This window comes from Planctomycetaceae bacterium (assembly GCA_041398785.1).
In the GTDB taxonomy this organism is placed as follows: Bacteria; Planctomycetota; Planctomycetia; order Planctomycetales; family Planctomycetaceae; genus JAWKUA01.
The window spans coordinates 63,540-84,177 of sequence record JAWKUA010000020.1 but is presented as its reverse complement, the minus strand read 5'-3'; the positions used below and the strand labels follow the sequence as shown (position 1 = coordinate 84,177).

Annotated in this window: 20 protein-coding genes and 1 pseudogene; 1 reads left to right on the top strand and 20 read right to left on the bottom strand. The window is 59.6% G+C overall.

The genetic code is table 11. The features are described 5' to 3' along the window. Positions 1-630: 630 nt before the first annotated feature. The 17 genes and pseudogenes from xerC to flgB all read right to left on the bottom strand — a co-directional run bounded on the left by xerC (position 631) and on the right by flgB (position 14,776). Positions 631-1,545: a tyrosine recombinase XerC gene (gene xerC / locus R3C19_20850; protein MEZ6062799.1), complete on the bottom strand. Its 915-nt coding sequence runs from the start codon at positions 1,543-1,545 to the stop codon at positions 631-633. A 9-nt stretch (positions 1,546-1,554) separates the two neighbouring features. Beyond that, complete coding sequence (locus R3C19_20845) at positions 1,555-1,773, bottom strand: hypothetical protein (GenBank protein ID MEZ6062798.1); 219 nt, start codon at positions 1,771-1,773, stop codon at positions 1,555-1,557. A gap of 691 nt (positions 1,774-2,464) precedes the next feature. Further along, positions 2,465-3,217, bottom strand: coding sequence for a flagellar motor protein MotB (locus tag R3C19_20840; GenBank protein ID MEZ6062797.1), 753 nt, complete (start codon positions 3,215-3,217; stop codon positions 2,465-2,467). Between the two features lie 219 nt (positions 3,218-3,436). Beyond that, a complete protein-coding gene (locus R3C19_20835) occupies positions 3,437-4,096 on the bottom strand; it encodes a flagellar motor protein MotB (protein MEZ6062796.1) in 660 nt (219 codons plus the stop codon). Between the two features lie 36 nt (positions 4,097-4,132). Further along, complete coding sequence (locus tag R3C19_20830) at positions 4,133-4,909, bottom strand: MotA/TolQ/ExbB proton channel family protein (GenBank protein ID MEZ6062795.1); 777 nt, start codon at positions 4,907-4,909, stop codon at positions 4,133-4,135. An 849-nt stretch (positions 4,910-5,758) separates the two neighbouring features. Next, a pseudogene (locus R3C19_20825) lies at positions 5,759-5,986 on the bottom strand (EscU/YscU/HrcU family type III secretion system export apparatus switch protein). Between the two features lie 203 nt (positions 5,987-6,189). Continuing rightward, positions 6,190-6,954 carry a flagellar biosynthetic protein FliR gene (locus R3C19_20820; GenBank protein MEZ6062794.1) on the bottom strand — a complete coding sequence of 255 codons (765 nt, stop codon included), beginning with the start codon at positions 6,952-6,954 and terminating at the stop codon, positions 6,190-6,192. Further along, positions 6,951-7,220: a flagellar biosynthetic protein FliQ gene (locus R3C19_20815; GenBank protein MEZ6062793.1), complete on the bottom strand. Its 270-nt coding sequence runs from the start codon at positions 7,218-7,220 to the stop codon at positions 6,951-6,953. Before R3C19_20815 ends, R3C19_20820 begins: the two co-directional genes overlap by 4 nt. 157 nt (positions 7,221-7,377) lie before the next feature. After that, positions 7,378-8,154 carry a hypothetical protein gene (locus R3C19_20810; protein ID MEZ6062792.1) on the bottom strand — a complete coding sequence of 259 codons (777 nt, stop codon included), beginning with the start codon at positions 8,152-8,154 and terminating at the stop codon, positions 7,378-7,380. Next, the gene (locus R3C19_20805) at positions 8,151-8,621 is read right to left on the bottom strand and encodes a hypothetical protein (GenBank protein ID MEZ6062791.1); all 471 of its coding nucleotides are present in this window, start codon (positions 8,619-8,621) and stop codon (positions 8,151-8,153) included. The genes R3C19_20810 and R3C19_20805 overlap by 4 nt, the downstream gene beginning before the upstream one ends. A gap of 88 nt (positions 8,622-8,709) precedes the next feature. Continuing rightward, complete coding sequence (locus tag R3C19_20800) at positions 8,710-10,029, bottom strand: FliI/YscN family ATPase (GenBank protein ID MEZ6062790.1); 1,320 nt, start codon at positions 10,027-10,029, stop codon at positions 8,710-8,712. Continuing rightward, entirely contained in the window at positions 9,947-10,600 is a 654-nt protein-coding gene (locus R3C19_20795; protein ID MEZ6062789.1) for a FliH/SctL family protein, read from the bottom strand. The genes R3C19_20800 and R3C19_20795 overlap by 83 nt, the downstream gene beginning before the upstream one ends. Before the next feature lie 130 nt (positions 10,601-10,730). Then, a complete protein-coding gene (locus R3C19_20790) occupies positions 10,731-11,660 on the bottom strand; it encodes a FliG C-terminal domain-containing protein (GenBank protein ID MEZ6062788.1) in 930 nt (309 codons plus the stop codon). Positions 11,661-12,020: 360 nt separating this feature from the next. Next, the gene (fliF, locus tag R3C19_20785; GenBank protein ID MEZ6062787.1) at positions 12,021-13,574 is read right to left on the bottom strand and encodes a flagellar basal-body MS-ring/collar protein FliF; all 1,554 of its coding nucleotides are present in this window, start codon (positions 13,572-13,574) and stop codon (positions 12,021-12,023) included. Position 13,575: 1 nt separating this feature from the next. Further along, entirely contained in the window at positions 13,576-13,881 is a 306-nt protein-coding gene (gene fliE / locus R3C19_20780) for a flagellar hook-basal body complex protein FliE (GenBank protein ID MEZ6062786.1), read from the bottom strand. Next, entirely contained in the window at positions 13,881-14,327 is a 447-nt protein-coding gene (gene flgC, locus R3C19_20775; protein MEZ6062785.1) for a flagellar basal body rod protein FlgC, read from the bottom strand. The genes fliE and flgC overlap by 1 nt, the downstream gene beginning before the upstream one ends. Before the next feature lie 71 nt (positions 14,328-14,398). Beyond that, positions 14,399-14,776, bottom strand: a complete 378-nt coding sequence (gene flgB, locus R3C19_20770) for a flagellar basal body rod protein FlgB (protein ID MEZ6062784.1) — start codon at positions 14,774-14,776, stop codon at positions 14,399-14,401. A 369-nt stretch (positions 14,777-15,145) separates the two neighbouring features. Between flgB and R3C19_20765 the strand changes: the two genes are divergently transcribed. Then, the gene (locus R3C19_20765; protein ID MEZ6062783.1) at positions 15,146-16,744 is read left to right on the top strand and encodes a diguanylate cyclase; all 1,599 of its coding nucleotides are present in this window, start codon (positions 15,146-15,148) and stop codon (positions 16,742-16,744) included. Positions 16,745-16,787: 43 nt separating this feature from the next. Here R3C19_20765 and R3C19_20760 read toward each other — a convergent pair whose 3' ends face one another. The 3 genes from R3C19_20760 to R3C19_20750 are packed head-to-tail and all read right to left on the bottom strand — an operon-like array spanning position 16,788 to position 20,516. After that, entirely contained in the window at positions 16,788-17,207 is a 420-nt protein-coding gene (locus R3C19_20760; GenBank protein MEZ6062782.1) for a hypothetical protein, read from the bottom strand. Further along, positions 17,188-18,282: a hypothetical protein gene (locus R3C19_20755; GenBank protein MEZ6062781.1), complete on the bottom strand. Its 1,095-nt coding sequence runs from the start codon at positions 18,280-18,282 to the stop codon at positions 17,188-17,190. The genes R3C19_20760 and R3C19_20755 overlap by 20 nt, the downstream gene beginning before the upstream one ends. Further along, positions 18,279-20,516, bottom strand: coding sequence for a tetratricopeptide repeat protein (locus R3C19_20750; GenBank protein MEZ6062780.1), 2,238 nt, complete (start codon positions 20,514-20,516; stop codon positions 18,279-18,281). The genes R3C19_20755 and R3C19_20750 overlap by 4 nt, the downstream gene beginning before the upstream one ends. Positions 20,517-20,638 lie beyond the last annotated feature (122 nt).

Here is a 20,638-nt window from a genome sequence, read left to right as displayed (position 1 = left end):
TTGGAGTGACGTCACGTGTGGCAAACCACGCTGGCCGTCGTTTCAAGGCAGGCTTCGAGGGAAAGGATTGGCCCGGGAAATTGGATGAGGAGGATTTTGCGGGCGAGAACATACGTAGTGGCACCGCAGGAATCAGACGGAAATTGTGTCCCCGTCAAACACCCCAAACGCCAGTAGAAAAACGCGAAAACCCGCATTCCCGCCACGTTTCGTTGCGAAAGGTGCTTGGCGCAACAAAATTAGAATAGGAGTCTTGAGAAGCATAACCAGAATAAGTGGTTCTGGTCAAACGGCAATCTGTGCCGATTGTGCCGGAGTTTCGCGAAAAATCGACATGCATGAAGGTAACAGTTGACGGGAGACCACAGGTGCTGCAGAAGGTCTGAAATTCGGCCGATTTCCGCAAAAAAGGGGAGTCGCCGGAAGTCGTGACTCGATGCGACGATCGACGTCCGGAACAGCTCCGGGTGAGAATGCCGGAGACAGAAGGGGAGCGCGCCGTCGCCATACACAGGGCGCAGCGGAGGGCGACGCGGGCATCGGGAGAGCGGCCGGGGCGAGAGCCGGTTGTGAAATGCGCACAGCGAGGCGCAGCTTGTGGGGTGTCAGCCGATTACGAAGTGGCGTGCGTCAATCGGATTGCCGGCGGGACGCGTGAGGATGGGCCTTCTCATAGGTTTCGCGAAGGCGCTTGGTGCTGACGTGCGTGTAAATTTGCGTCGTCGTCAGGCTCTTGTGTCCCAGCAATTCCTGCACGCTGCGCAGGTCCGCTCCGCCATCCAGCAGGTGAGTCGCAAAACTGTGCCGCAGAGTGTGCGGCGACGTCTGTGTCGCCAATCCTGCGGTTGCGATGTACTTTTCCAGCATTCTTCCGATGCTGCGAGTCGTCAGTCGTCGTCCGAAGCGGTTCAGGAACAGAGCGTCGCGCTGGCTCGCGGGGGCGTCGGGATCAGGCCGCCGAACCTCCAGCCAGCGATCCAGAGCCTTCGTGGCAAAACTGCCGACCGGCGCGATGCGTTCCTTCCTGCCCTTGCCGAGCACACGCAGAATTCCCGCACCGCGGTCCCAGTCCTGAAGATTCAATCCGACCGTTTCCGCGACGCGCAGGCCGGCGGAATACATGGTTTCCAGAATCGCCCGATCACGCAGTCCGTCAGACTTGTTGGCGGGAGGAATCAGCAGCAGGCGACCGACCTCCTCTGTTGTCAGAAAATGCGGCAACCTGCGTCCGGCGCGGGGAGTTCGCAATGGCTTCGCGGGGTTCCTTTCGCAAATCCCTTCGCGATTGCAGTACCGAAAAAAGCTCCGCAAGCACGCCAGACGCCGCGCAACGGTGCTGCGAGCGTAGTTGCATTCGTGCAGAAACGCGACGTAGTTGCGAAGCTGCCCCACATCGACGTCGCGCGGGTGCGGCAAGTGCCCCTTCTGTTCCTCGAAGAACTCGACCAGATGCGACAGATCGTCTGCGTACGATTTTACGGTCAGGTCCGACGCATTGCGTTCCACGCGCAGGTAGTTCAGGAAGGAAGCAATCGCGGACTGCACAGGCAATTCCTACAGCGGAGACGAGTTTTCCACCGGCACCCGCTGATCGCGAAGACAGCGGACTCGCTGAGCCAGAATGGCGGCGTCGTGCCAGGTGAAATCCAATTCCGGATCGCTGGCGTACTGACTTAGGGTGGACAGTATGGAATCGATGCTGTCGTCGTCGTAAAGGAAGACATAACGGTGGCCGTCTCTGACAATTGCCAGCACGTTTACAGACTTCGGCATCCCTGCCTCCTTCACAACTGACCGTTTGTTCAATCTCGGATCGTGTCATTCATGGCGAACGACCGGCATCACGGCGTCGCGTTCGATTTCGTGTCAGACGGAACATTCGCGAACGCCCAACGTTTCTATCGGAATACACACATCCGCTGTCCGCAAAAAGCTGAAGAACCCGCACAGTCTGCCATCGGATGTTGCGTTGGCAGGGCGTTAAACGCTGTGACGTCCGGATTCTCTCGGCGTCCGAACCGCGATCTCGACAGCCGCGTCCTGCCGCGGACGGGCTTTCGGCGGAACTATTTTATGGGGCCATTTTTGGGTTCATCCGGAAAACGGGGTTGTTGATTGAACAGCGTTTCAGGCCCGGCGGGCCGACACAACGTCAGCCGGTGGCGTGAGCCACCGGTCAGATGCCGAATACCTGTCCAAAGCCCCGGAGGGGCGATACATGCTTAAACGCAGTGCATGTGTCGGCCTTTCAGGCCTGCGGACGCGGAGACACCAGCTTCCGGAGCCTGTCGGCTCCGGCTGACGTTGTGCCTGCCCTCCGGGCATCAACAACCGGAGATGCGAGGTTGTCGGATCGCAACGTCACATTCGATCGAAGTCTCCGCAGGAATGTCGGCGAACATCAGCAAGCCTTCATCGACCGATCCTTCAGCAACACCCCCATTCCCGGATGGCACCATTTTTCTCACGGCACCATTTCGGCCGGCTTGAGCCGCGTCAGCTTGACCGAGACGGTCGGCCGCTTGACCGTCTTTGAAATCCATGGCTGGGCGGATGCTTTCAGGCGAGCGATTTGAGACGGCGGAAGCCTCAGGTATTCGACCGTCTCCTTCATCAGTTGCTCCGACTGCGACACGGCGCGAGACCAGGCGGATTTGGAAGGCGTCGTGGCCCAGACCGTGATTTCCACGGCGTAGTCCGCCTGCCGCAGCATCGGCCCGATGCCGTTCAACGCAGTCTTCAGATCGTTGGTCATCAGGCGGCCTTCCTTCGGCAGGCGAGCGAGGATATCGAAACTGACTTCCCCGGCGACACCGGCTTCCGGCGTCAGGTGATTGATGCGGCGGACCTCCTGAAGAAATCGATGAAAGTCCTCCTTCTGGCGGTCAATGATTCGCCGGTCATCAGGGTCGTCATCAGGACCGGTGCCGGCGGATTCGGATTCCCGATTGTCTTCGTCGGGCACGACGAATTTTGGTGACGTATTCGTAAGCTGAAACGGCTGGTTCGATTTTTGATTGAGAATACTTCCCGGCAGCCCGAACCGGCTTGCGGATTCCATGAATGATCCTGTACCGGCGTGCAGCGCTGCTCCGTTTTGTTCTTCCGCCAGCGAGTTGAGCACGATGAAAAATGCCAGCAGCGCGGTCATCGTGTCACCGAAGGAAATCAGATACCCGTTGTTCGGGCCGGATGGGCATTTCTTCTTTCTGGCCATGGTGCGTCGTCAATTCAGGCAGTTGTCGAATTCCGGGCTGTCGTTCGAATCAACGGAAATCGCCGATTCAGTGAAACGGAAAGCGGCGACGAGTCGCCTTATTTCCAAATTCGTAGTTTGTTTGAGGTCTCATGCCCCGTCAGAGCTGAGTACAGAGGTTTGTCATTCCCGCCCGCGCGGAAATGACGATCAACCGCGAACTCAAAGTCTGGCGGAGCACTAAAATGCGTCCTCTTCCCGAGAGATCAGCATTTCCAGCTTGCCGGCGCGAGTCTTGTCTTCTCCGGCGACACTGACACTGATTCTGCCGGGATCGACTCCGTAATTTTCGATCATCGACAGCGCCAGATCGACGCAGAAGTCCGCGTCGTTCCTGTCGCCGACGCAGAACTGCAGATTCAGCGGCAGGTGTTTCATCTGAATTGACAGCATTCGCATCTGCTGAATCGCCTGCGCGGTGGGATTTCCACCGGCGTCACGCAGGATGGCCAGCGATGTCTCCATGCGGACTCGCTCAGCGTCAGCGAGATCGTCCGTTTCCTGCAGCGATTTCAATCCGCGCGCCAGCGATACCTGAGCCGGGTCGGTCTGCAGCGGCGGTGTTTCGGCTCCCCGCGTGGTGCGGCGTGCGTTGGCGGGACGGTCACGCAGGACAACGGCATCCTTGTCGAGCAGTTCATCCTTCTCGCCGATGGCACCGCTGCCGCCGCCGCCGCCAAAGGCCACGACCTGAAACTGTGCGAACTCCTCCGGTTCGCTGCTGGCGAACGTCAATAACAGAATGAAGAACGTCATGAGCAGCGTGATCACGTCGCTGTAGGTCATGAACCATGCGGGAATCTCACCGCTTGACCCGCCACAGCAGTCTTTTTTTGCCATGGTTTACTCCTCCTGCGAGACTGCAACCGTAATCCACTATGCGGCCTGCTGAGTCGTCGCGTCGACTCGATGCTTGGGAGCCAGGAACGACATCAGGCGTTCCTCGACCGCTCGCGGAGCGTGGCCTTCGACGAGCGATACCAGGCCGGCGATCATCAATTCGCGAATCATGACTTCTTCCTGACTGCGAACTTCCAGCTTGCCGGCCAGGGGAATGCAGAACATGTTTGCGATGACGGCTCCGTACAGCGTCGTCAGCAGAGCTACCGCCATCCCGCCGCCGATCTGGCTGGGGTCGTCGAGAGTCTTCAGCATCTGCACCAGCCCGATCAGAGTTCCAATCATCCCGAATGCCGGAGCCGCCGCGGCTACGGCATCAATAATCTTCTTGCCGGAGGTGTGCCGCTGCTCGATGTAACCGACTTCGACTTCCAGTGCGGACGCCAGGTCTTCCTTCGACGTCCCGCCGACGACCTGTTCCAGACCTCGTTTCAGGAACGGGTCGTTGATGTTCTCCATTTCCGATTCCAGAGCCAGCAATCCGTCCCGACGTGCGGTTGTGGCGAAGTCACGGAACTGGCCGATGACTTCCGGCGGAGTCGGCAGCTTTGACAAAAAGCATTTTTTTACAACGGAGAACGCGCTAAACGCCTTCTTCAGTGGGAAATTGATCAGCACGGCGGCGATCGAGCCGCCGACGGTGATCATCAGCGACGGAACGTCGATGAACGCTCCCAGCCCGCCCCCGATCATGATGGAACCCAGCACCAGTGCGATGGCCAGCACCAGTCCGATGACAGTGGAAATGTCCATTGATCGCCTCCCTGCGCGATAGTTTCAAATCTCTGGTTTCAATTGACTGACTGTGCGTTACGCCGCCTGTCGCTTCATTCGGTAGATCTGTGCCAGAATTTCGGCAATGGCGCCGGAAGAATTCGACCAACTCTGACCGACCGCCACGCGCGCAAACAGCGCTGGGCCAGCGGCTTTCTTTCCAGCACCGGTATGCGGTGCTTCTTTCCAATAACGCCACGATGTTCTTTGCGGTGCCCGGCACCCTTGGCGACGACTCATTCGCCGGCATCCGTCCCTGCTCATATCGAATCGCGACTGCCAGGTGAGTCGGGTTGGTCAGAATCACAGTTGCCTGCGGCACATCCGCAACGGAACGCTGCTTGAGCGCTTCCCGCTGCCGACGCCTCTGAGCGGCTCTGATTGTCGGGTCACCCGTTTCTTCCTTTTGTTCGTTCTTGAGTTCTTCGCGAGTCATCTTCAGCTTCGTCTCGTGCCGGAACCACCTGGCGAAATAGTCCACCGCTGCAAGCAGCATCGCGGCCATCGCCATGGCAAGGCAGATTGTCAGGCCGAGATTCCAGCCGAATTCCAGCACTTCTCTGACACTTCCGAAGTTGCGGGCAGACAGCTCGTCGCGGCGATACCAGACAATGGACGTGGCGATGACCAGCAGAAACGAAACCTTGGCGGCTCCCAGCAGTCCGCGAACCGCCGATTCTCCGGAAACGATTCGCTGCAGTCCCTTCACCGGAGAAAGCTTTTCCCAGTTGACTTCCATGCTTCGAAAGGAAATCACAAATCCCACCTGCCCGAATCCGATCAGCAGTCCCACGCTCATCAGCACCAGCAGCATTCCGCCGCAGATGTTCAGAACAGTTCGGCGGACATCCAGCGGGCACCCAGTTGAGTATGCAGATCCGTCCAGTCAGTCGCCGGAGCCTTCCGGAGCCAGGTTCGAAAGCTGTTGGAAAATGCCTCTCCCAGACTTCCGCCGTACCACATCAGGAACAGACACCCAGCGACCAGTGCGAATGCCGCTGAGACGTCCGGACTTTGCACAGTCTGTCCGTCCCTGCGCTTTCTCTGCGGCGAGGCGTTGGTGCTTCTGTTCCGTTATATTTCAAAGTCTGCCATTGAGTTTCAGGTTTTGGTGTCAGTTGGTTTCGAGATCATTCGGCGATTGAACGGGTGCGAACCGCCCGGGTAGTCACCAAGGGCCACCCGCTGTTCGTCAGGAAGCGACGATTGCAAACGGCGGACGGGGCCGTTCGCGTCTGTCGGATGTGCCGCATCGAGATTCAAATCCAGTTCTCCGTACCCGCCTGTTGAAGGAAGTGCCGCATCGTGGAAATCAGTTCCGGCAGAAACAGGGCAATTGCCACCATGCCGCCAATCAGTCGTAGAGTCATTCCGTAGGACATGAAGTTGAACTGCGGAGCGGTCCGCATTGTGACCAGCAACGTCAGCGACGTGACAAACAGCAGAATTCCAATCGGCGCGATCATCAGAAACGCCTGATGTTCGACTCGTGTGACCGAATACAGCACCGCTTCCCAGGAAGGCATCGTCCAGTCCTGCAGCAGCGGTCGAGTCACAAACGACTTTCCGAGTGCAAAAAACATCATGTGGTGGATGTTCAGCGCGAAGAACAGCAGAACGCCCAGAGCCTCCAGTCCCTGCGAAAGCACATTGGTCGGCTGATCGTCGGTGGGTGAAGCCAGTTGTCCGATGGTCAGTCCCATTTCCTGAGCGATGTAGGCTCCCGCGATTCGCGCGGGGACCAGAAACAATCCGAACAGCCACGACATCGCGGCTCCCAGCACAGTTTCCCGAGCGGCGAGGAATCCGATCTGCAGCCACGCTGCGGCGCCTTCAGACACCGACTGCAACTGCAGCGCCGCGACGCCCGCGTACTGGGGAGCCAGCAGCGCCGTGAGCGCGACCACAAGGCCGATCTTCACCGTATTGGGAAGGTTCTTCCCGGTCAGCGGCGGCAGAAACGCCACAAACGCCGCTACCCGAAACAGGACCAGCACCGTCGTGATGACAAGGGATTCAATCATTGAGTCACCTGAATCATGCGTTCCATCATTCGCAGCGTGAACGAAGATGACTGCTGCAGCATCCACGGCAGCGCCACGACAATCACAACCAGCACCGCCACAATGCGGGGAGCAAACGACAGCGTCTGCTCCTGAACGCTGGTGACGGTCTGCAGCAGGCTGACGGTCAGGCCAACAATCAGACTCACCACCACCGCCGGGCCGGCCAGCCACAACGCGGTGATCAGCAGATCGCGGCCAATTTCCACAACCTCCAGAGTGTCCATGATTCCGTTCCTCGTACTCGATTTCCGGCGATGTCAGTTCGGCCGGATGTTCCGATTTCCATTTTCACGTCCGCTGTTGCGCGCCGAATCCGCTGTTGCGCGATAAGGTGGTGACCCACATTGGTCCACCGGCCACCGAACCACTTGTCGCCTTTCGTTATCTCTTTTTCGGTGATTTCGGAGGCCGCTGCAGTTCTGTGAACTTTTCCAGCAGCTCGCCCACGAGTTGTTCGTCCTTCATGGAATCCAGAATGGATGCGGCCTTGCGTTCTTCCAGGTTCGACAGGATCTGCACGGCGATGTCTGCTTTTCCGTTGTTGGCCCATTCCCTGAGGATGCCTCCCGCGCCTTCCGGGCTCATTCCCTGAACGACTTCGGTCAGATCCTTGAGATTGGCCTGCTTGTCCGCGTCGACGGCTGCGGGAGATCCGGTACTGGCAGGTGCGTTCTTCGCAGCTTCAGCCTGTTCCGCTTCCATCTTCTTTCGTTCTGCGGAGACCTTCTGCAGCAGCTCCTCGGCGGCGGTTTTCTGGTCACGGGCCTGAGCGAGCAGTCCTTCGATCTGCTTTTGTTCGCCTTCGATATCCGCCAGAACCAGCCGCTGCTGCGATTCCGCGCGCTGCAGGGCTTCTTCGCGTTTTCGCATCGATTCTTCGCGAGTCTTCAGTCCCAGACCGTAGCGCACGATTTCCTCAACGCTCATCGCCTGCGGCCGTACGGCAACAGGCAGCAGATCGTCTTTGGGACTGACTTCCGGAGCCAGCAGCGGATCGGGTTCCGGAAACAGTGAGGAAACGTCGTCCGGATCGGCGTTGGCGGCAGCCGTGGCATCCGGCGCGGAATCAGCCTGCTTCGCTCGAAGAAACCAGGCTCCTCCGGCGGCGACGCCGAACATCACCAGGCCATACAGCAACAGTCCGATCATCTTTTTCATGACTTAGCCTCCTGCGCGGCTTCCGTTTCGCGAAGGTGAAATCTCTGCGATGCGAGTTCGCTGGCGATGTGTTCCTGACCGACAAACTGCTGACGGCGATGTTCCGCCTGCTGTCGACCGATCAACTGGTCGACAATCTGTCGCTGCGATCTGGCCGTTCGGTAGTCGGTGACAGCTCGCTGCAGGTTCTGTTCGGCATCTGTCTGCTGCCGTTTCGCAGCCGTCAGCTGCTGCCGGCATTGTTCGATTCTTACCAAGAGGGTGTTCATCAGTGATCCGGTCACGACCCCGCCGACGGATGCAACGCTGTCCGCCTGCAGCATCTGCAGTTGGTCAGTGATTGCCTGCAGATGCTGATCCGCCGCCGCCTTGTCCGCCTGACATCGCGCAGCGGTCATCTTCGCCAGTTGTTCGGTCTGCTGCCGAACACGGCGAAGAGAATCCATGCGTGAGGTGAAACGTTTCATGGGAGGCAGATTTCAGATTTCAGATTTCAGACTTCAGATTTGAGATTTCAGATTGCTGACACAGCAAAGGTGGTGTTCGACGTGTGCTTTATGTGTCCCAGGCTTTGCCCAGTGTTGCCAACTGGGAAACCGTTTCGGACCAGCTTGAGTGCTCCTGGACGGACTGTTGCAGGAATCGCCTGACTGCCGGCATCAGGCGGATGGCCCGGTCGACATCCGGCGCCGTTCCCTGCCTGTAGGCGCCGATCTGAATCAGGTCTTCCATCTTTGCATACGTCGCCATCAGATTGCGGACCTTTCCGGCATGGCTTTGGTGTTCTCCGGACGTGACTTCGCGAAACAGCCGGCTGATGCTTCCCAGAACATCCACGGCGGGAAAGTGCCCGCGCGAGGCGAGTTCCCGACTGAGCACGACATGGCCGTCCAGAATTGACCTGGCCGCATCCGTGATGGGTTCGTCCAGATCATCGCCCTCGACCAGGACGGTAATCAGTCCGGTAATCGTGCCGCTGTGACTGGCGCCGAGACGTTCCAGCACCGACGCCAGCAGCGACTGCACGGACGGCGGGTATCCACGGCTTCCCGGAGGTTCACCCAGCAGCAGTCCCAGTTCGCGCTGAGCCATCGCCAGTCGCGTCAGGCTGTCCAGAAAGAACAGCACGTCCGCTCCCTGATCGCGAAAGTCTTCGGCGATGGTAACTGCCGTCAGAACAGACTTGATTCGCATCAACGGCGTTTGATCGGAAGTCGCGACGACGACGACAGAGCGCTGCACACCGTCCGGGCCCAGACAATCTTCGATAAACGGTCGAACTTCACGACCTCGTTCACCCACCAGCGCGATGACGTTGACGTCGGATTTGGCACCCTTGGCGATTTCTCCCAGCAGTGTGCTCTTGCCGACGCCGCTGCCGGCGAACAGACCGACTCGCTGTCCGCGGCCGATCGTCAGCAGTCCGTCGATTACACGCTGACCCGTCTGCAGCGGCTCCGTGATGCGCCGGCGCTCCATGGCTGCCGGGACGCTGGATGTTTCGGGGCGGCTGCGCGTGCAGCGAACGGGCCCCAGGCCATCCATCGGTCGACCGATGCCGTCGATGACTCGCCCCAGCAGCGGAAAGCCGACCGGTACCGCGCGTTTGCGGCCCAGAGCCTCGACGACGAGTCCCGGCTGCAGTCCCTGAGTGCTGTCGAAGCACATCAGCTGTGATTCGTTTTCGTCGAAACCGACAACTTCCGCCGTCAGACGCCTGCCGGACGCCAGAGTGATGCTGCACGTCTCGCCTACCGATGCCGGCAGGGACGCTCGCAGCAGCCCTCGAGCGCTACGCAGTTTCCCGACGGTCCGGAAAGCGGCGGAATCCCCGGCCAGCCGGGTCATCTGCTCGACGTTCAACCTGAGCGTCATCAAGACTCTCCATCCATGAAGTGCGAATGTCCTGCAATCGCTTTTCCCAGTCCGCGACGATGGTCATTTTCGGTGACTCCGCCCGGCACGTTCCTCGTTTCAAAGTCGCGTCTTCGGAAATTTCCACGTCATCGCCGAAGACCGGCGCTCCGTCCTGTTCCAGTATTTGTTTCAACAGTCTGACGTCGGCGGGGTTGAGCTGAATTCGCACCTTTTCGCCGCCGCCGAGTTGCTGAATGGCCTGAGAGACCAGTTCATCAACGGCAAAGTGATCTCGATCGATCGCCGCGGAAACCAGCCACGAAGCGGCGCCAACGGCCAGCTCGACCGCTGCCTGTTGAAGTTCCTGCAGTGAGTTTCGTTGTTGCTGTCGAACGTCCGAAATCGCTTCTTCGAGTTGTCCGAACAATTCCCGGAGTTCGCGCTGCTGCTCCGCCAGTCGCGCCGCGGCATTGCGCTCGGCCGCTGACGTCGCACCCGCTGCCGCTACCGGTGGCAGTTCCGTCACCGGTGTCCCGCCGCGAGTCAACAATGTCGCGGGGCTGCGTCGAAATGTGATTGTTGTCGTCATGACATGATTGCCTGGCAGGCAGTGCGGCGTGACCCTCGGTCCTGAACTACTCGATCATTCTTTGTCCGCTGGTCAATGATGATTCATCCGAGGTGGCCGCAGCGTCCCGGAATGTGACCCCCGGCCGCCGCTATTCCGTTTCTGAATCCACTTTGGCGATCACGGCCGCGACGGCTTCGCGGGCCGCGATGACTCGTGCCTCCGGTACCTGAGTCTGAAACTCCAGTTCTTCTTCGATTGTCTGCCGTGCTCGTCGCGAAAGGTTGCCCATGATCGCTTCCAGCACGTCTTCGTCCGCCTTAAAGAGCGCGGTGGTCAGTGTGTTGCCGTCGACTTCGCCCAGAATCTGCTGAATCGTTCGCTGTTCCAGGTTCACCAGGTCTTCGAATCGGTACAGGCGTTTCATCAGCGCCTGGCTGAGTTCTTCGTCTTCCTCTTCGATCGCGGTCATCATTTCGCGTCGGTACTTCTTGGGCACGGCTCGCATGACTTCGCTCAGCCGGTCCACGCGATCGCGCCGGTCGGGCGGATCCGCCGGAAGCGTGACTCCGCGCTGGTACGTTGCTCGCGCGATGCGTTCGACCAGCAGCTTGGGAGCTTCCAGTTCCCGTGCGAGTTCCCTGGCGACCGCGCTTCGGTGATCGCTGAGCAACAGTCCCAGCACCTCCGCCGAAAGCTGCGGCGGCAACTGACTCATCAGGATTGCCACTGTCCGCGGCTGTTCGGTTTCCAGGGCCTGGGAGATCTGATGCACACTTAACGTCGCCAGATCGGTCAGCGGATCGCCGGTCAGTTTCGCCGGCGTCCGCCGCGAGTCTTCATCTTCCTGAAACAGCTTCGGTCCTCGCGGCGCGTTCTTCAGTGCGAACTGAAAGAAGCGTTCGAAGTTGTCGATAAGTTCCGCTTTGCGAGCCGGACGAAGACTTGATTTCGCCGGCTGTCCCAGCAATCCGCGAAGAGCGTCCGCCTGTTCCGGGCGCAGGTGGGCCAGCACGGCTTCGGCGGTGTCATCGCCCAGCAGTTTCAGCAATTCGGCGGCTTGTTGTGGTTCGGTCAGCATGAGTAATTCAACCGTCAGCTCAGGCGAGCAAAGCGGTCAGACAACGATTCCCGGAATGAAGGGTCCTGGATGTGATTTCAACTGTTCAAGGTTTGTGTGTCCGCGGCTCGACGCGCGAACCTCTCCGAGAAGCTTGTCATTCGTAATCAGACTCAGGAAGTCGGTTGGCCAGAGCTTCTGCTTGATGTTTCCACGCCTGAAGCAGGCCTTGTTTTGGAGTGCGATGATTCAGCATCGCTTTCAGTTTCAATACAACTTCGAACCTCGTTCTGTCGTTCAAATGACCAGATGACGCCGACTACGCGGACAGGAAAAGCGGCGACCGGTCGCCGCACTCCAAAAATGTTGCATGGTTAATGTCTAGGCCGCTCGACGTGTCGGAGCTGTTTTTTCGGGTGGCCGGGCGGCCGATTCCTCTTCTTCGCTGTCGCCCAGCCAGGCTCGCAGGATCTGAGCGGCGACTTCCGGATTGTTCTTCGCCTGCTGCGAAAGTGCGGACAGGCGCTGCATTTCCTGAAGCGACATCGCTGCTTCGCCCTCCGAGGCCACAACGACTGGTTTGACTTTTCGCAGCAGCAGCAGGCCCATGATGAATGCCGCAAAGGCCGCCATTCCGACAAGCAGTGACTGCACCAGCGGCTGATACTGCTGCCAGGTTGTGACCAGAGGAGGCACTTCGTCGATCAGCACCGGAGATTCCAGGGGAGCATTTACAACCTGGACTTCGTCGCCGCGAGCCGTATCGAATCCGACGGCCTGCTTGATGATGTTTTCAATCTGAGTCGGATCGATGGCGGGCGGTGCGGGTTGACCTTCGACCGGTTCCGGAACCGTCAGATCCACAATCGCGGCAACCGTCAGGCGGTTGATCCTGCCGGGAATGTCGCGAACGGTTTCGTTAATCGACGCATTGTCGTAGCTGGTTGTGTTCCGTTCGCTTTTGAAAGTGGCGGACGGGTCTTCCAGATCGGCCGGCAGACTGGCGTTGGCGGACGCTCCGACGGCACCGGCGGCCAGCGAGACCGCGCCGGTTTGCGAAACGGTTTCGATCGTTTCATCGGTCTTGACCTTTCCGTCCGGGTCAAATGTCTGTTCGATCCGGGTGGTTTCGCGAAAGTCGATGTCGGCGGTGACACGCACGACGGCTTTGCCTTCACCCAGCATGCGTGCCAGCATGGATTCGGCCTTGCCCGCCAGCCGGAGTTCCAGTCGCTGCTGATATTCAAACTGGCCGCTCATCGCGGACGCGATTCCGTCGTTCATGGAATACTGCCGGCCTGAGGTATCCATCAGCGTGACGTTTTCGGGGCTCAGTCCTTCGACGGCGCGCGACACCATCGAGACGATGCTTTCGGCCACGGACGGTGTCACCGCGGTCACCGACGATGGGTCGATGATGATGCTGGCCGTTGACGGCGTCTTCTCAACGGCAAACGGCGACGGGACCGGCCGACTGATGTGAACAATGGCGGACCGGATCCCGCGAATCTGCTCAATGGACTTTGCGATGCGGGTTTCCTGTGTTCGCCGCCGTCGGTCCTCTTCTTCAGCCGGCGAACCGGGGAAGCCTGAAGCAAACGAATCGTTGTCATCGGCGAGATTCGGTTCCAGCACATCCTTCAGGGCCAGGCGCGCGCGGCTGACGTCGCTTCGCGGAACGGAAACTGACGAACCCGAGAAGTTCAGCTTTGTTTCGATCTGCTCTGTCTCCAGAACACCCACCATTTCCGCGGCCTGCTGCGGCGTCAGGGAACTGGCGAGCACGACATATTCCGGCCGCGTTGCCCAGTACAGCGTTCCGGCGACGGCCGCGAGGCACCCGATCGCCGCTGCACTGATGCCGGCGCGCTGCGAGTTGCTCCAGCCGGACCAGAGAGCACGTAGCTGTTCGGTCAGAGTTCTGAAAAACTCCATGTCACACCTGCATTCTCATGATTTCTTCGTATGACGAGATCAGCCGGTTGCGAATTTCCATGACCAGCCGAAACGCCAGGTCGGCTCGCGACGCCGTCAGCACCACGTCGTGAATACTGTCCGTTTCGCCCGAAACCAGTTGCTTCACACTGTTCTGCATCGCGTCCTGCTGACGACTTGTGTCATTCAGCAGATCTTTCACCAGTTCAGCAAACGGCACATCCGCCTTCGTTGCGGGTGATGCTGTCACCTGCGACGAAGGCGGAAGTACGGAGTTGCCGACCGATGGTGAAATCGGAACCGTCATCAACTAATGCCTCGCAACAACGACAGAGCCTGTTCGGCCAGTTGCCGGAACGACTCAAGTGATTTCAGGTTGGCCTCGTAAGCGCGGCTGGCGGTGACCAGATCGACCATTTCATGCGGCAGGTTGACATTGGGCATCAGCACGTAGCCATCCGCGTTGGCGTCCGGGTGACCTGGGTCGTAGATCTGCGGCAGCGGTGAATTGTCTGCCTGCGTTCCCACCACGCGGACTCCGCCGAGATTCGGCTGTCCGGCATTTCCGGGCAGCAGAAACCGATCCATCTGCGCGGCGAAGACAACCTGCTGGCGCCGATACGGGCCACCGTTCACGGAACGCGTCGACCGCGCGTTGGCGATATTGTTGGCGGCGACTTCCATCCGCATCCGTTCGCCTGCCAGCCCCGACGCACTGATGGATGAACCGGCAAGAATGTTGTCCAGACTCATCGTTGTCCCCTTTCTCAGACTGCCCCTCTCCGCGCGACGTGACGTTTGTGTCGTTACCGTCGCGGAATGCGTCAACGGCCGTCGATGGCCCGCCGCATCATTCCCATTTCTGCCCCGACCATCTGCAGATACACCTGCTGCAGCAGCGCGTTCTTGTTCATCTGTCCGATTTCCTGATCGATGTCGACGTTGTTGCCGTCCGCGCGAGTTATCAGACCCGGTGTCCGTGAAACGGTCGGCATTGCCTTCGAAGCGAGTTCCCCGACGGAGGCTCCCCGAGCCATTTCGGCGGCCAGCGCCTGTTCGAAGTTGACGTCCAGCCGGCGGAAATTCGGTGTGTTGACGTTGGCAATGTTGTGGCCAATGACCTGCTGCCGCATTTCCGCGGCGGAGATCAGGCGGGACAACAGGTTGATTTGTTCGTTAAACGATGCCATGTCAATCAGCATCGGTCTTTACCCGCACGGCACTGCAATCGTTGCAACCGTCAAAGTTTCACAGTCGGGGAATCCCGTAGAACGCCGCGGAGATTCCATTCAGCCGATGAGGGAAAACACTCTCCCGCGAAACCGAGGCAGACCATTCGTTCAGGCGGGCGCAACGATTCCCCTGGCTGCGAGTTTCACCGCGAATCAGCCGCACGAACCGGGAAATCCGACCAGGTCAGCTCTTCTTATCCGCGTCCGTCGCCTTCGTATGGCAAGTGCGACTGGTGATCTCCCGATGAAGCGTCAGGGTTCCTTCGCGCCGGCGTTGCGCCGGTGTCGCGGAGCTGACCGAAGTTTCGCTTCTGACTTCCTGCGACCAGAAACAACACCATGACATCGAAGATCAATTCCGCCATGCGGCTGCCGTCACTGCCCACGGTCGCAATTGAGATCCTGAAGATCTTTGACGACCCGAACGCCGACGCTCGGCGGATCAGTGAAATTGTCGAAGCCGACCCGGCGATCGCCAGCAAGGTTCTGAAGGCCGCCAACTCCCCAAAGTACAGTGCTCGCGGCGAGATTTCCGACGTGCGACGCGCCGTGACGATGATGGGCAAGAACAACGTGACGCCGCTGGTCCTGAGCTTTTCCCTGAGTTCGGAGTCCATGGTGTCCGCCGCGCACGCTGAGTACTTCAAACAGTTCTGGCTGCGTTCGTATGTTCAGGCAGTAGCTGCGGAGATCCTTGGCGAATCACGCGGGCCGCGATTTTCATCGGAGTGCTTCACGACGAATCTGCTGGCCGGAATCGGTCTGCTGGGAATGCTGAAAGCGGAGCCGGAAGGTTACATCGAATGCCGCAACCGTCTTCGAACCGAATCGCTGTCGCTGACCGAACTGGAACGTGAAGTCTTCGGTATCTCCCACCGTGAACTCAGCGAGCAGATTCTGCAGAACATCGGAATGCCTGAACGCTGCATCAGCGCCGTGCGGTTCATTTCAAGTCCCGTGTCGGCGGTTCGCAGCGGAACTGACGAAGCGGACAGGATGCTGATGCTGGTGACACGCTGCGCCGACGCGGTCGCTCGTTACCTGTGCGACACGGACAGCGGTCTGGCTTTTGTCGCACTGGAAGAGCGTGTCAGCGATGTCAGCGATGTCGTAAGAATCGACAAGGATTCCCTACTGATTCAGGTTCGCCAGCGACTGGACGCGTCCGCCGACCTGTTCAACGTCGACCCGTCACGACTGCCGGATCCGTCGGACCTGCTGCAGGAGGCTCTGGAGCAGCTTTCTGAATTTGCCACGCTGGCACACGACGCCGGTACCGATCGACGTGTCCCCGCCGAGTTGCTGGAAGAGAACGGTCGGCTGAAGATGCGGGTGGAGGACCTGATTCAGGAAACCTGCATCGATCCGCTGACACGCGTTTACAACCGCAAGGTGTTTTTCGACAAACTCCAGGAGCTGCAGGCTGTCAGCCGCCTGCGCAAGCACGACCTGGGAATCGCCGTGATGGACATCGATCACTTCAAACGCGTCAACGATACCTACGGTCATGCCGCCGGCGACTATGTGCTGAAACAGGTTGCTCAGGCATTGTGCGGGGCAAGTCGAACGAACGAGATTCTCGCGCGGTACGGCGGCGAAGAGTTCTCACTGCTGCTCGAAAACACCAATCCGGCCGGCATGGAAACCGTCGCCGAACGGATGCGATCGACGGTTGAAAAGCTGTTCGTGTGCTTCGAAGGCACGCAGATTCCGGTCACGATCAGCGTCGGCATCGCCAGCGGCACGCCGACCGCGGACGACCGTTTTGCGGAGCAGCTTTTTTCGCTGGCTGACGCCGCTCTGTATCAGGCAAAACACAGCGGACGAAACTGCGCCGTCGTGGACTCCACGCTTGTTCGCGGGACGCTCGCCAATGAACCCGCCGCAATCCCCAACTGTTCCGGCTGCGCTGTCGGCAGCGATATGGTGGGCGTGTAGCTGCCGCGGCATGCCGTTTCGACGGCAGTTGTCGTCTTTCCGATCATCCCGTTCGCAGAGATTTCTGATAGGCACTGTGCATGGCGCGTCGGCGAACGGTGCCGTCCATCTGTGGCAACAGGCGGTCGCGCGCGTTGGAAAACCGCGTCTGAACTTCGTCGATCGCTTCGATGAACCGGCTCAACAGTACTTCCTGATCGGACAGTAATTGCCGCAGTTCCGGGGAACTCGGACGGCCAAGCCGTTCGTAAACTTCACGAGCCGCCGTGAGTTTCGCTTCCGCGATAGACGCTTTCCTAAGAGCCGTCTGCAGCCTCGAAATGACAGATTCGCTGGACGGATCGGTCAGCGAAGCGTCCGCAGGCAACTGGTTCAGCACTTCCATTACCTGCGAATACTCCCGGCCCTGTTGCAGCAGGCAGTCCATCAGCCCGCGGCGGGCATCATTTTCCGTTGCTGCCATTCTTCGGCTCCTTCAGCGCGTCGATGATTTTCTGGTACCGGGCAATCTGGTTTTCCAGATCGCTGCGTGCATCAATGTGATCCAGCCACCAGCGAGCTCTGGCGGCCAGCCAGCCCGCTTCCTTTTCGCCGGCCAGGCGGCGGTAGCGTTCCTGAGCCTCCGGAATTCGATTCAGCCGCCTCAGGCAGGAAGCCGTCTGAAAGGTGATCCACAGCTTCTCAGATTCGCTGATCGTGCTGGTGTCGACTTCCTCGTACATCTGCAGTGCGATGACGATTTCACCCATGCCGTACAGATTGTCGGCCAGTCCGATGCGGTCCACCGGACCGTCGACCACGGCGCTGCCTGCGAGCTGATTCTGCAACATCTTGTGCTTTGCACCGACGTCCGGTGCGTCGTCAGCGGACTCCGTCATTGCGTCGCCGTCAGCGGATTCAGCGTCGTCAGCGGAGTCAGTCGCAGACTCGGGATCCTCAGCGGACGGTTGTTCGTCGGCGATATCCGTTGAGGAATCGTTTGTCGTCCGGGAATTGTCCGCCGACGGAGTATCAGCGTCGGGCTGGTTTTCATCGTCGGCCTGGCTGTTGTCGGTCTGGCTGTTGGAGGCTGTGGATCCGGCGAGCTGCTGTTCTCTCCACAGCGAGATCATGCGGCGCAGGCGGTCCTGCAGCTCGCGATACCGGAGTTCCTTTTCCATTCGCCTGCGTTCGGCATCCAGCGGCGACTCATCAGTATGAAATTCATCGGAAGCGGGCGGCACGTCGATTTCGTGAGGCGGCGGCGGAAGTTCAAGCCTGTGATCGCCGGTCGACGATGAATCCGTTTCCGCTGTTCGGCGCGAGGAAGATCTGGCCCACGCCGTTCGGTCCGTTGTCGGCGATTCCGGCGGTACGGGAATTGGAAACAGCATTGAAGCTCCGTCGCGGGTCGTGCCCCGCGTTTCGGATCCGGAATTCCGAGCGCCGTCAGCATGGACGCTGAAGGACGTCGCCAGCAGGCAGACCGCCGCCGCGAGTCCGGCAATCGCGCGCGACGGGCGAACGAAAGCTTCCAGCGGTTGAAGGACCATCGTCACGGCTGGCTCCCTTCGTTCGATTTTCTCGGCGAAGGATATTCAGCGGCCGAATGATCGGCAGGCACCATTCCCGCGAAACAATAGACCGCCGCTTCATAGTCTCGCCGACTTTCGTACGCCCTGCCCATCAACTTCAGGGCGACACGTCGCACGGCGGTGTCTTCGCTGTTGGCCAGGACGAACCGGCACATCTGCAGCGTTGTGTCAGGATCGCCCTTCTCACTTGCCACAACGGCGGATTGCAGAGCAACCTGCAGGGCGACCTGTCCTGATTGGTTGTCGGTGACGGCTTTCAGCAGTTCCGCGGCCTCATCAAGCTGTCCGTCTGCGCGGTAGCGTTCGGACAGCTTCATCAGCGTCCGGTCTCGCATTGCGGGACCGGTTTTGCTGTCGAGGATTGCCAGGTAGTGCTGCGTCGATTGTTCATAGAGCCCCAGTTCTTCGCTGGCCTGTGCCGCCAGCAGCGTCCAGTGAACTCCGAACTGTCCCTGCGGGTCAAAGTGCGTCAGTGCCGTGACCAGAGTGGCTCCTTCACGTTCGCGCCGATCCTGCAGCACAGCCGCTCGAAACCGGCAGAACGCGGAAAGAAAGGCGGCGGCATCGCGATCCGGTGACTCCGTCAGCATTTCGCGCCGGCCGTGTGCCATCAGCACTTCATTGGCGCCTTGTGGATTGCCGGCCAGCAGGTAGGCACTGGACAGCATCATCGCGGCATTCGATTCCAGCGCGGTGCCGCGGCTAAGAGCAAGCGCCCGAACCAGCGATGAAACCGCCGGCTGGTACAGTTCGTCCGCGATCTGCAGCCGGCCCACGTACAGATAGGCGGCCGTGCGAGCCAGCGGCGGCCCGCCGGACGAATCGACCGCGTACAAAAAGGTCTCCAGGGCCTCCGCGTTCTGATCGAGTGCCAGATAGCACTTGGCCAGATTGAATGACGCATCCACGTCGACCGCCGATCGCGGCTGCAGTTCCAGTTGACTGCGAAACAGGTGCAGCGCGTCGGCTGTCCGCTGGCGATGGTACACCAGCACTCCCAGCGCCACTCGACTGTGCCCGATCTGTGCGGAATCCGGCGCCTGGAACAGCGCGGTTCGCAGCAGTCGTTCCGCCGCGTTGACTCGATAGTCCGCCAGTTCCGCCGCACCGGCTTCGCTCCGCGAACGAATCTGAATTGTGCTGCCGTCGTACGACCAGATCAGTCCGAACGGAACACACAACCCGTCGAGCAACAGGCTGAGACCGATGTCGTCGGCGTGCAGCGTCTGCTTGCGTCCATTGATCGCCAGCAAAGCGCCCTGGCTGAACCGGCATTCGTAGCCGCTTTTCTGCAGGGCGGCATTCAGCAATGTGCGAACCGACGCCTTCGCGCTGTGAACTCGCACGTAGACACTGTCCGGGGAATCTTCGCGACTCTGCAGGATCTGAAATGTCAGGTTGCCGGGTTTGGGAGCGGTGTCCTGCAGCATAGCCGGCAGTTCGGCAAGAACCTGAATCGGATCGGGCAGCCATGTCGGAAGAATCAGGCACTGATCGTCCAGCAATGACGTATTTCGATTTGCCGTCAGTCCGTTCGCGAACGCTCGACCGCAGATGTGCAGCAGTTCGCCGCGAACGGTCGGCGAAAAAGCGGTCTCATTCAGAATCACTTCGCGAACAAGTGTAACTTCCAGCTTTTCGGTCTGGCCGAGCGATGCCAGGCAGCGGGCTTCTCCCAGTTGAGCAACGTCCGCCCAGGCGGACTGAGCGAACTTCTGACTGACGCTTTGATATCTGCCGATGGCTTCCGGAAAACTGCCGGCGGCCTCAGCGGCCAGAGCCAGGCGGAATCGCACCGCCGCTTCTGATGCTCCGGATACCTGCGTTAGTGAAAAGTTGTAGAGATCGATCGCCTTCGCATAGTTGCCGACGCGAAGTTCCTCATCAGCAATCGAAATGTAGTTGGCGATGACTTCGGCTGCGGATTCTTCCCCGGCATCCGTTTCCGAAATGCCTGACGCTGCGACCTGAAACGGGTCCGGCGGTTCGGTGCGTGGAGCACCGTTCGTTCCGGCGTGGAGCTGCGATTCGTCGGGCGGCAGATTGTCCGGCAACTCATCGGACCAGGCATGGTCCGCCGCAGTGGAAGTCGTCGCGACTGCGGGATTTTCCTCACTCTCGGGGGTGTTTTTCGTGTGCAGCCACATGCCTGTGGCAATTCCCAGTCCGGACAGCGCAATGCCCCCGACAACCAGCATCAGCGGTCGTTTCCATCGAGAATTCGCAGTGTTTGGCGGTTTCTCAGCCAACCCCTTCAGTCCCTGTTGCAGCGCATGGGAAGTCCCCGCAACCGACAGAATTGCTACAGAATCATCGACAG

Excerpts from the sequence above, each read along its gene's own strand:
- R3C19_20805 (MEZ6062791.1), bottom strand. The coding sequence starts at position 8,621 with ATGAAACGTTTCACCTCACGCATGGATTCTCTTCGCCGTGTTCGGCAG.
- R3C19_20845 (MEZ6062798.1), bottom strand. The coding sequence starts at position 1,773 with ATGCCGAAGTCTGTAAACGTGCTGGCAATTGTCAGAGACGGCCACCGT.
- R3C19_20830 (MEZ6062795.1), bottom strand. The coding sequence starts at position 4,909 with ATGGACATTTCCACTGTCATCGGACTGGTGCTGGCCATCGCACTGGTG.
- flgB (MEZ6062784.1), bottom strand. The coding sequence starts at position 14,776 with ATGCTGATTGACATGGCATCGTTTAACGAACAAATCAACCTGTTGTCC.
- R3C19_20810 (MEZ6062792.1), bottom strand. The coding sequence starts at position 8,154 with ATGAAAAAGATGATCGGACTGTTGCTGTATGGCCTGGTGATGTTCGGC.
- R3C19_20790 (MEZ6062788.1), bottom strand. The coding sequence starts at position 11,660 with ATGCTGACCGAACCACAACAAGCCGCCGAATTGCTGAAACTGCTGGGC.
- R3C19_20760 (MEZ6062782.1), bottom strand. The coding sequence starts at position 17,207 with ATGGCAGCAACGGAAAATGATGCCCGCCGCGGGCTGATGGACTGCCTG.
- fliE (MEZ6062786.1), bottom strand. The coding sequence starts at position 13,881 with ATGACGGTTCCGATTTCACCATCGGTCGGCAACTCCGTACTTCCGCCT.
- R3C19_20815 (MEZ6062793.1), bottom strand. The coding sequence starts at position 7,220 with ATGGACACTCTGGAGGTTGTGGAAATTGGCCGCGATCTGCTGATCACC.
- R3C19_20750 (MEZ6062780.1), bottom strand. The coding sequence starts at position 20,516 with ATGCTGGTTGTCGGGGGCATTGCGCTGTCCGGACTGGGAATTGCCACA.
- R3C19_20795 (MEZ6062789.1), bottom strand. The coding sequence starts at position 10,600 with ATGACGACAACAATCACATTTCGACGCAGCCCCGCGACATTGTTGACT.
- R3C19_20820 (MEZ6062794.1), bottom strand. The coding sequence starts at position 6,954 with ATGATTGAATCCCTTGTCATCACGACGGTGCTGGTCCTGTTTCGGGTA.
- R3C19_20800 (MEZ6062790.1), bottom strand. The coding sequence starts at position 10,029 with ATGACGCTCAGGTTGAACGTCGAGCAGATGACCCGGCTGGCCGGGGAT.
- fliF (MEZ6062787.1), bottom strand. The coding sequence starts at position 13,574 with ATGGAGTTTTTCAGAACTCTGACCGAACAGCTACGTGCTCTCTGGTCC.
- flgC (MEZ6062785.1), bottom strand. The coding sequence starts at position 14,327 with ATGAGTCTGGACAACATTCTTGCCGGTTCATCCATCAGTGCGTCGGGG.
- R3C19_20765 (MEZ6062783.1), top strand. The coding sequence starts at position 15,146 with ATGACATCGAAGATCAATTCCGCCATGCGGCTGCCGTCACTGCCCACG.
- R3C19_20840 (MEZ6062797.1), bottom strand. The coding sequence starts at position 3,217 with ATGGCCAGAAAGAAGAAATGCCCATCCGGCCCGAACAACGGGTATCTG.
- R3C19_20835 (MEZ6062796.1), bottom strand. The coding sequence starts at position 4,096 with ATGGCAAAAAAAGACTGCTGTGGCGGGTCAAGCGGTGAGATTCCCGCA.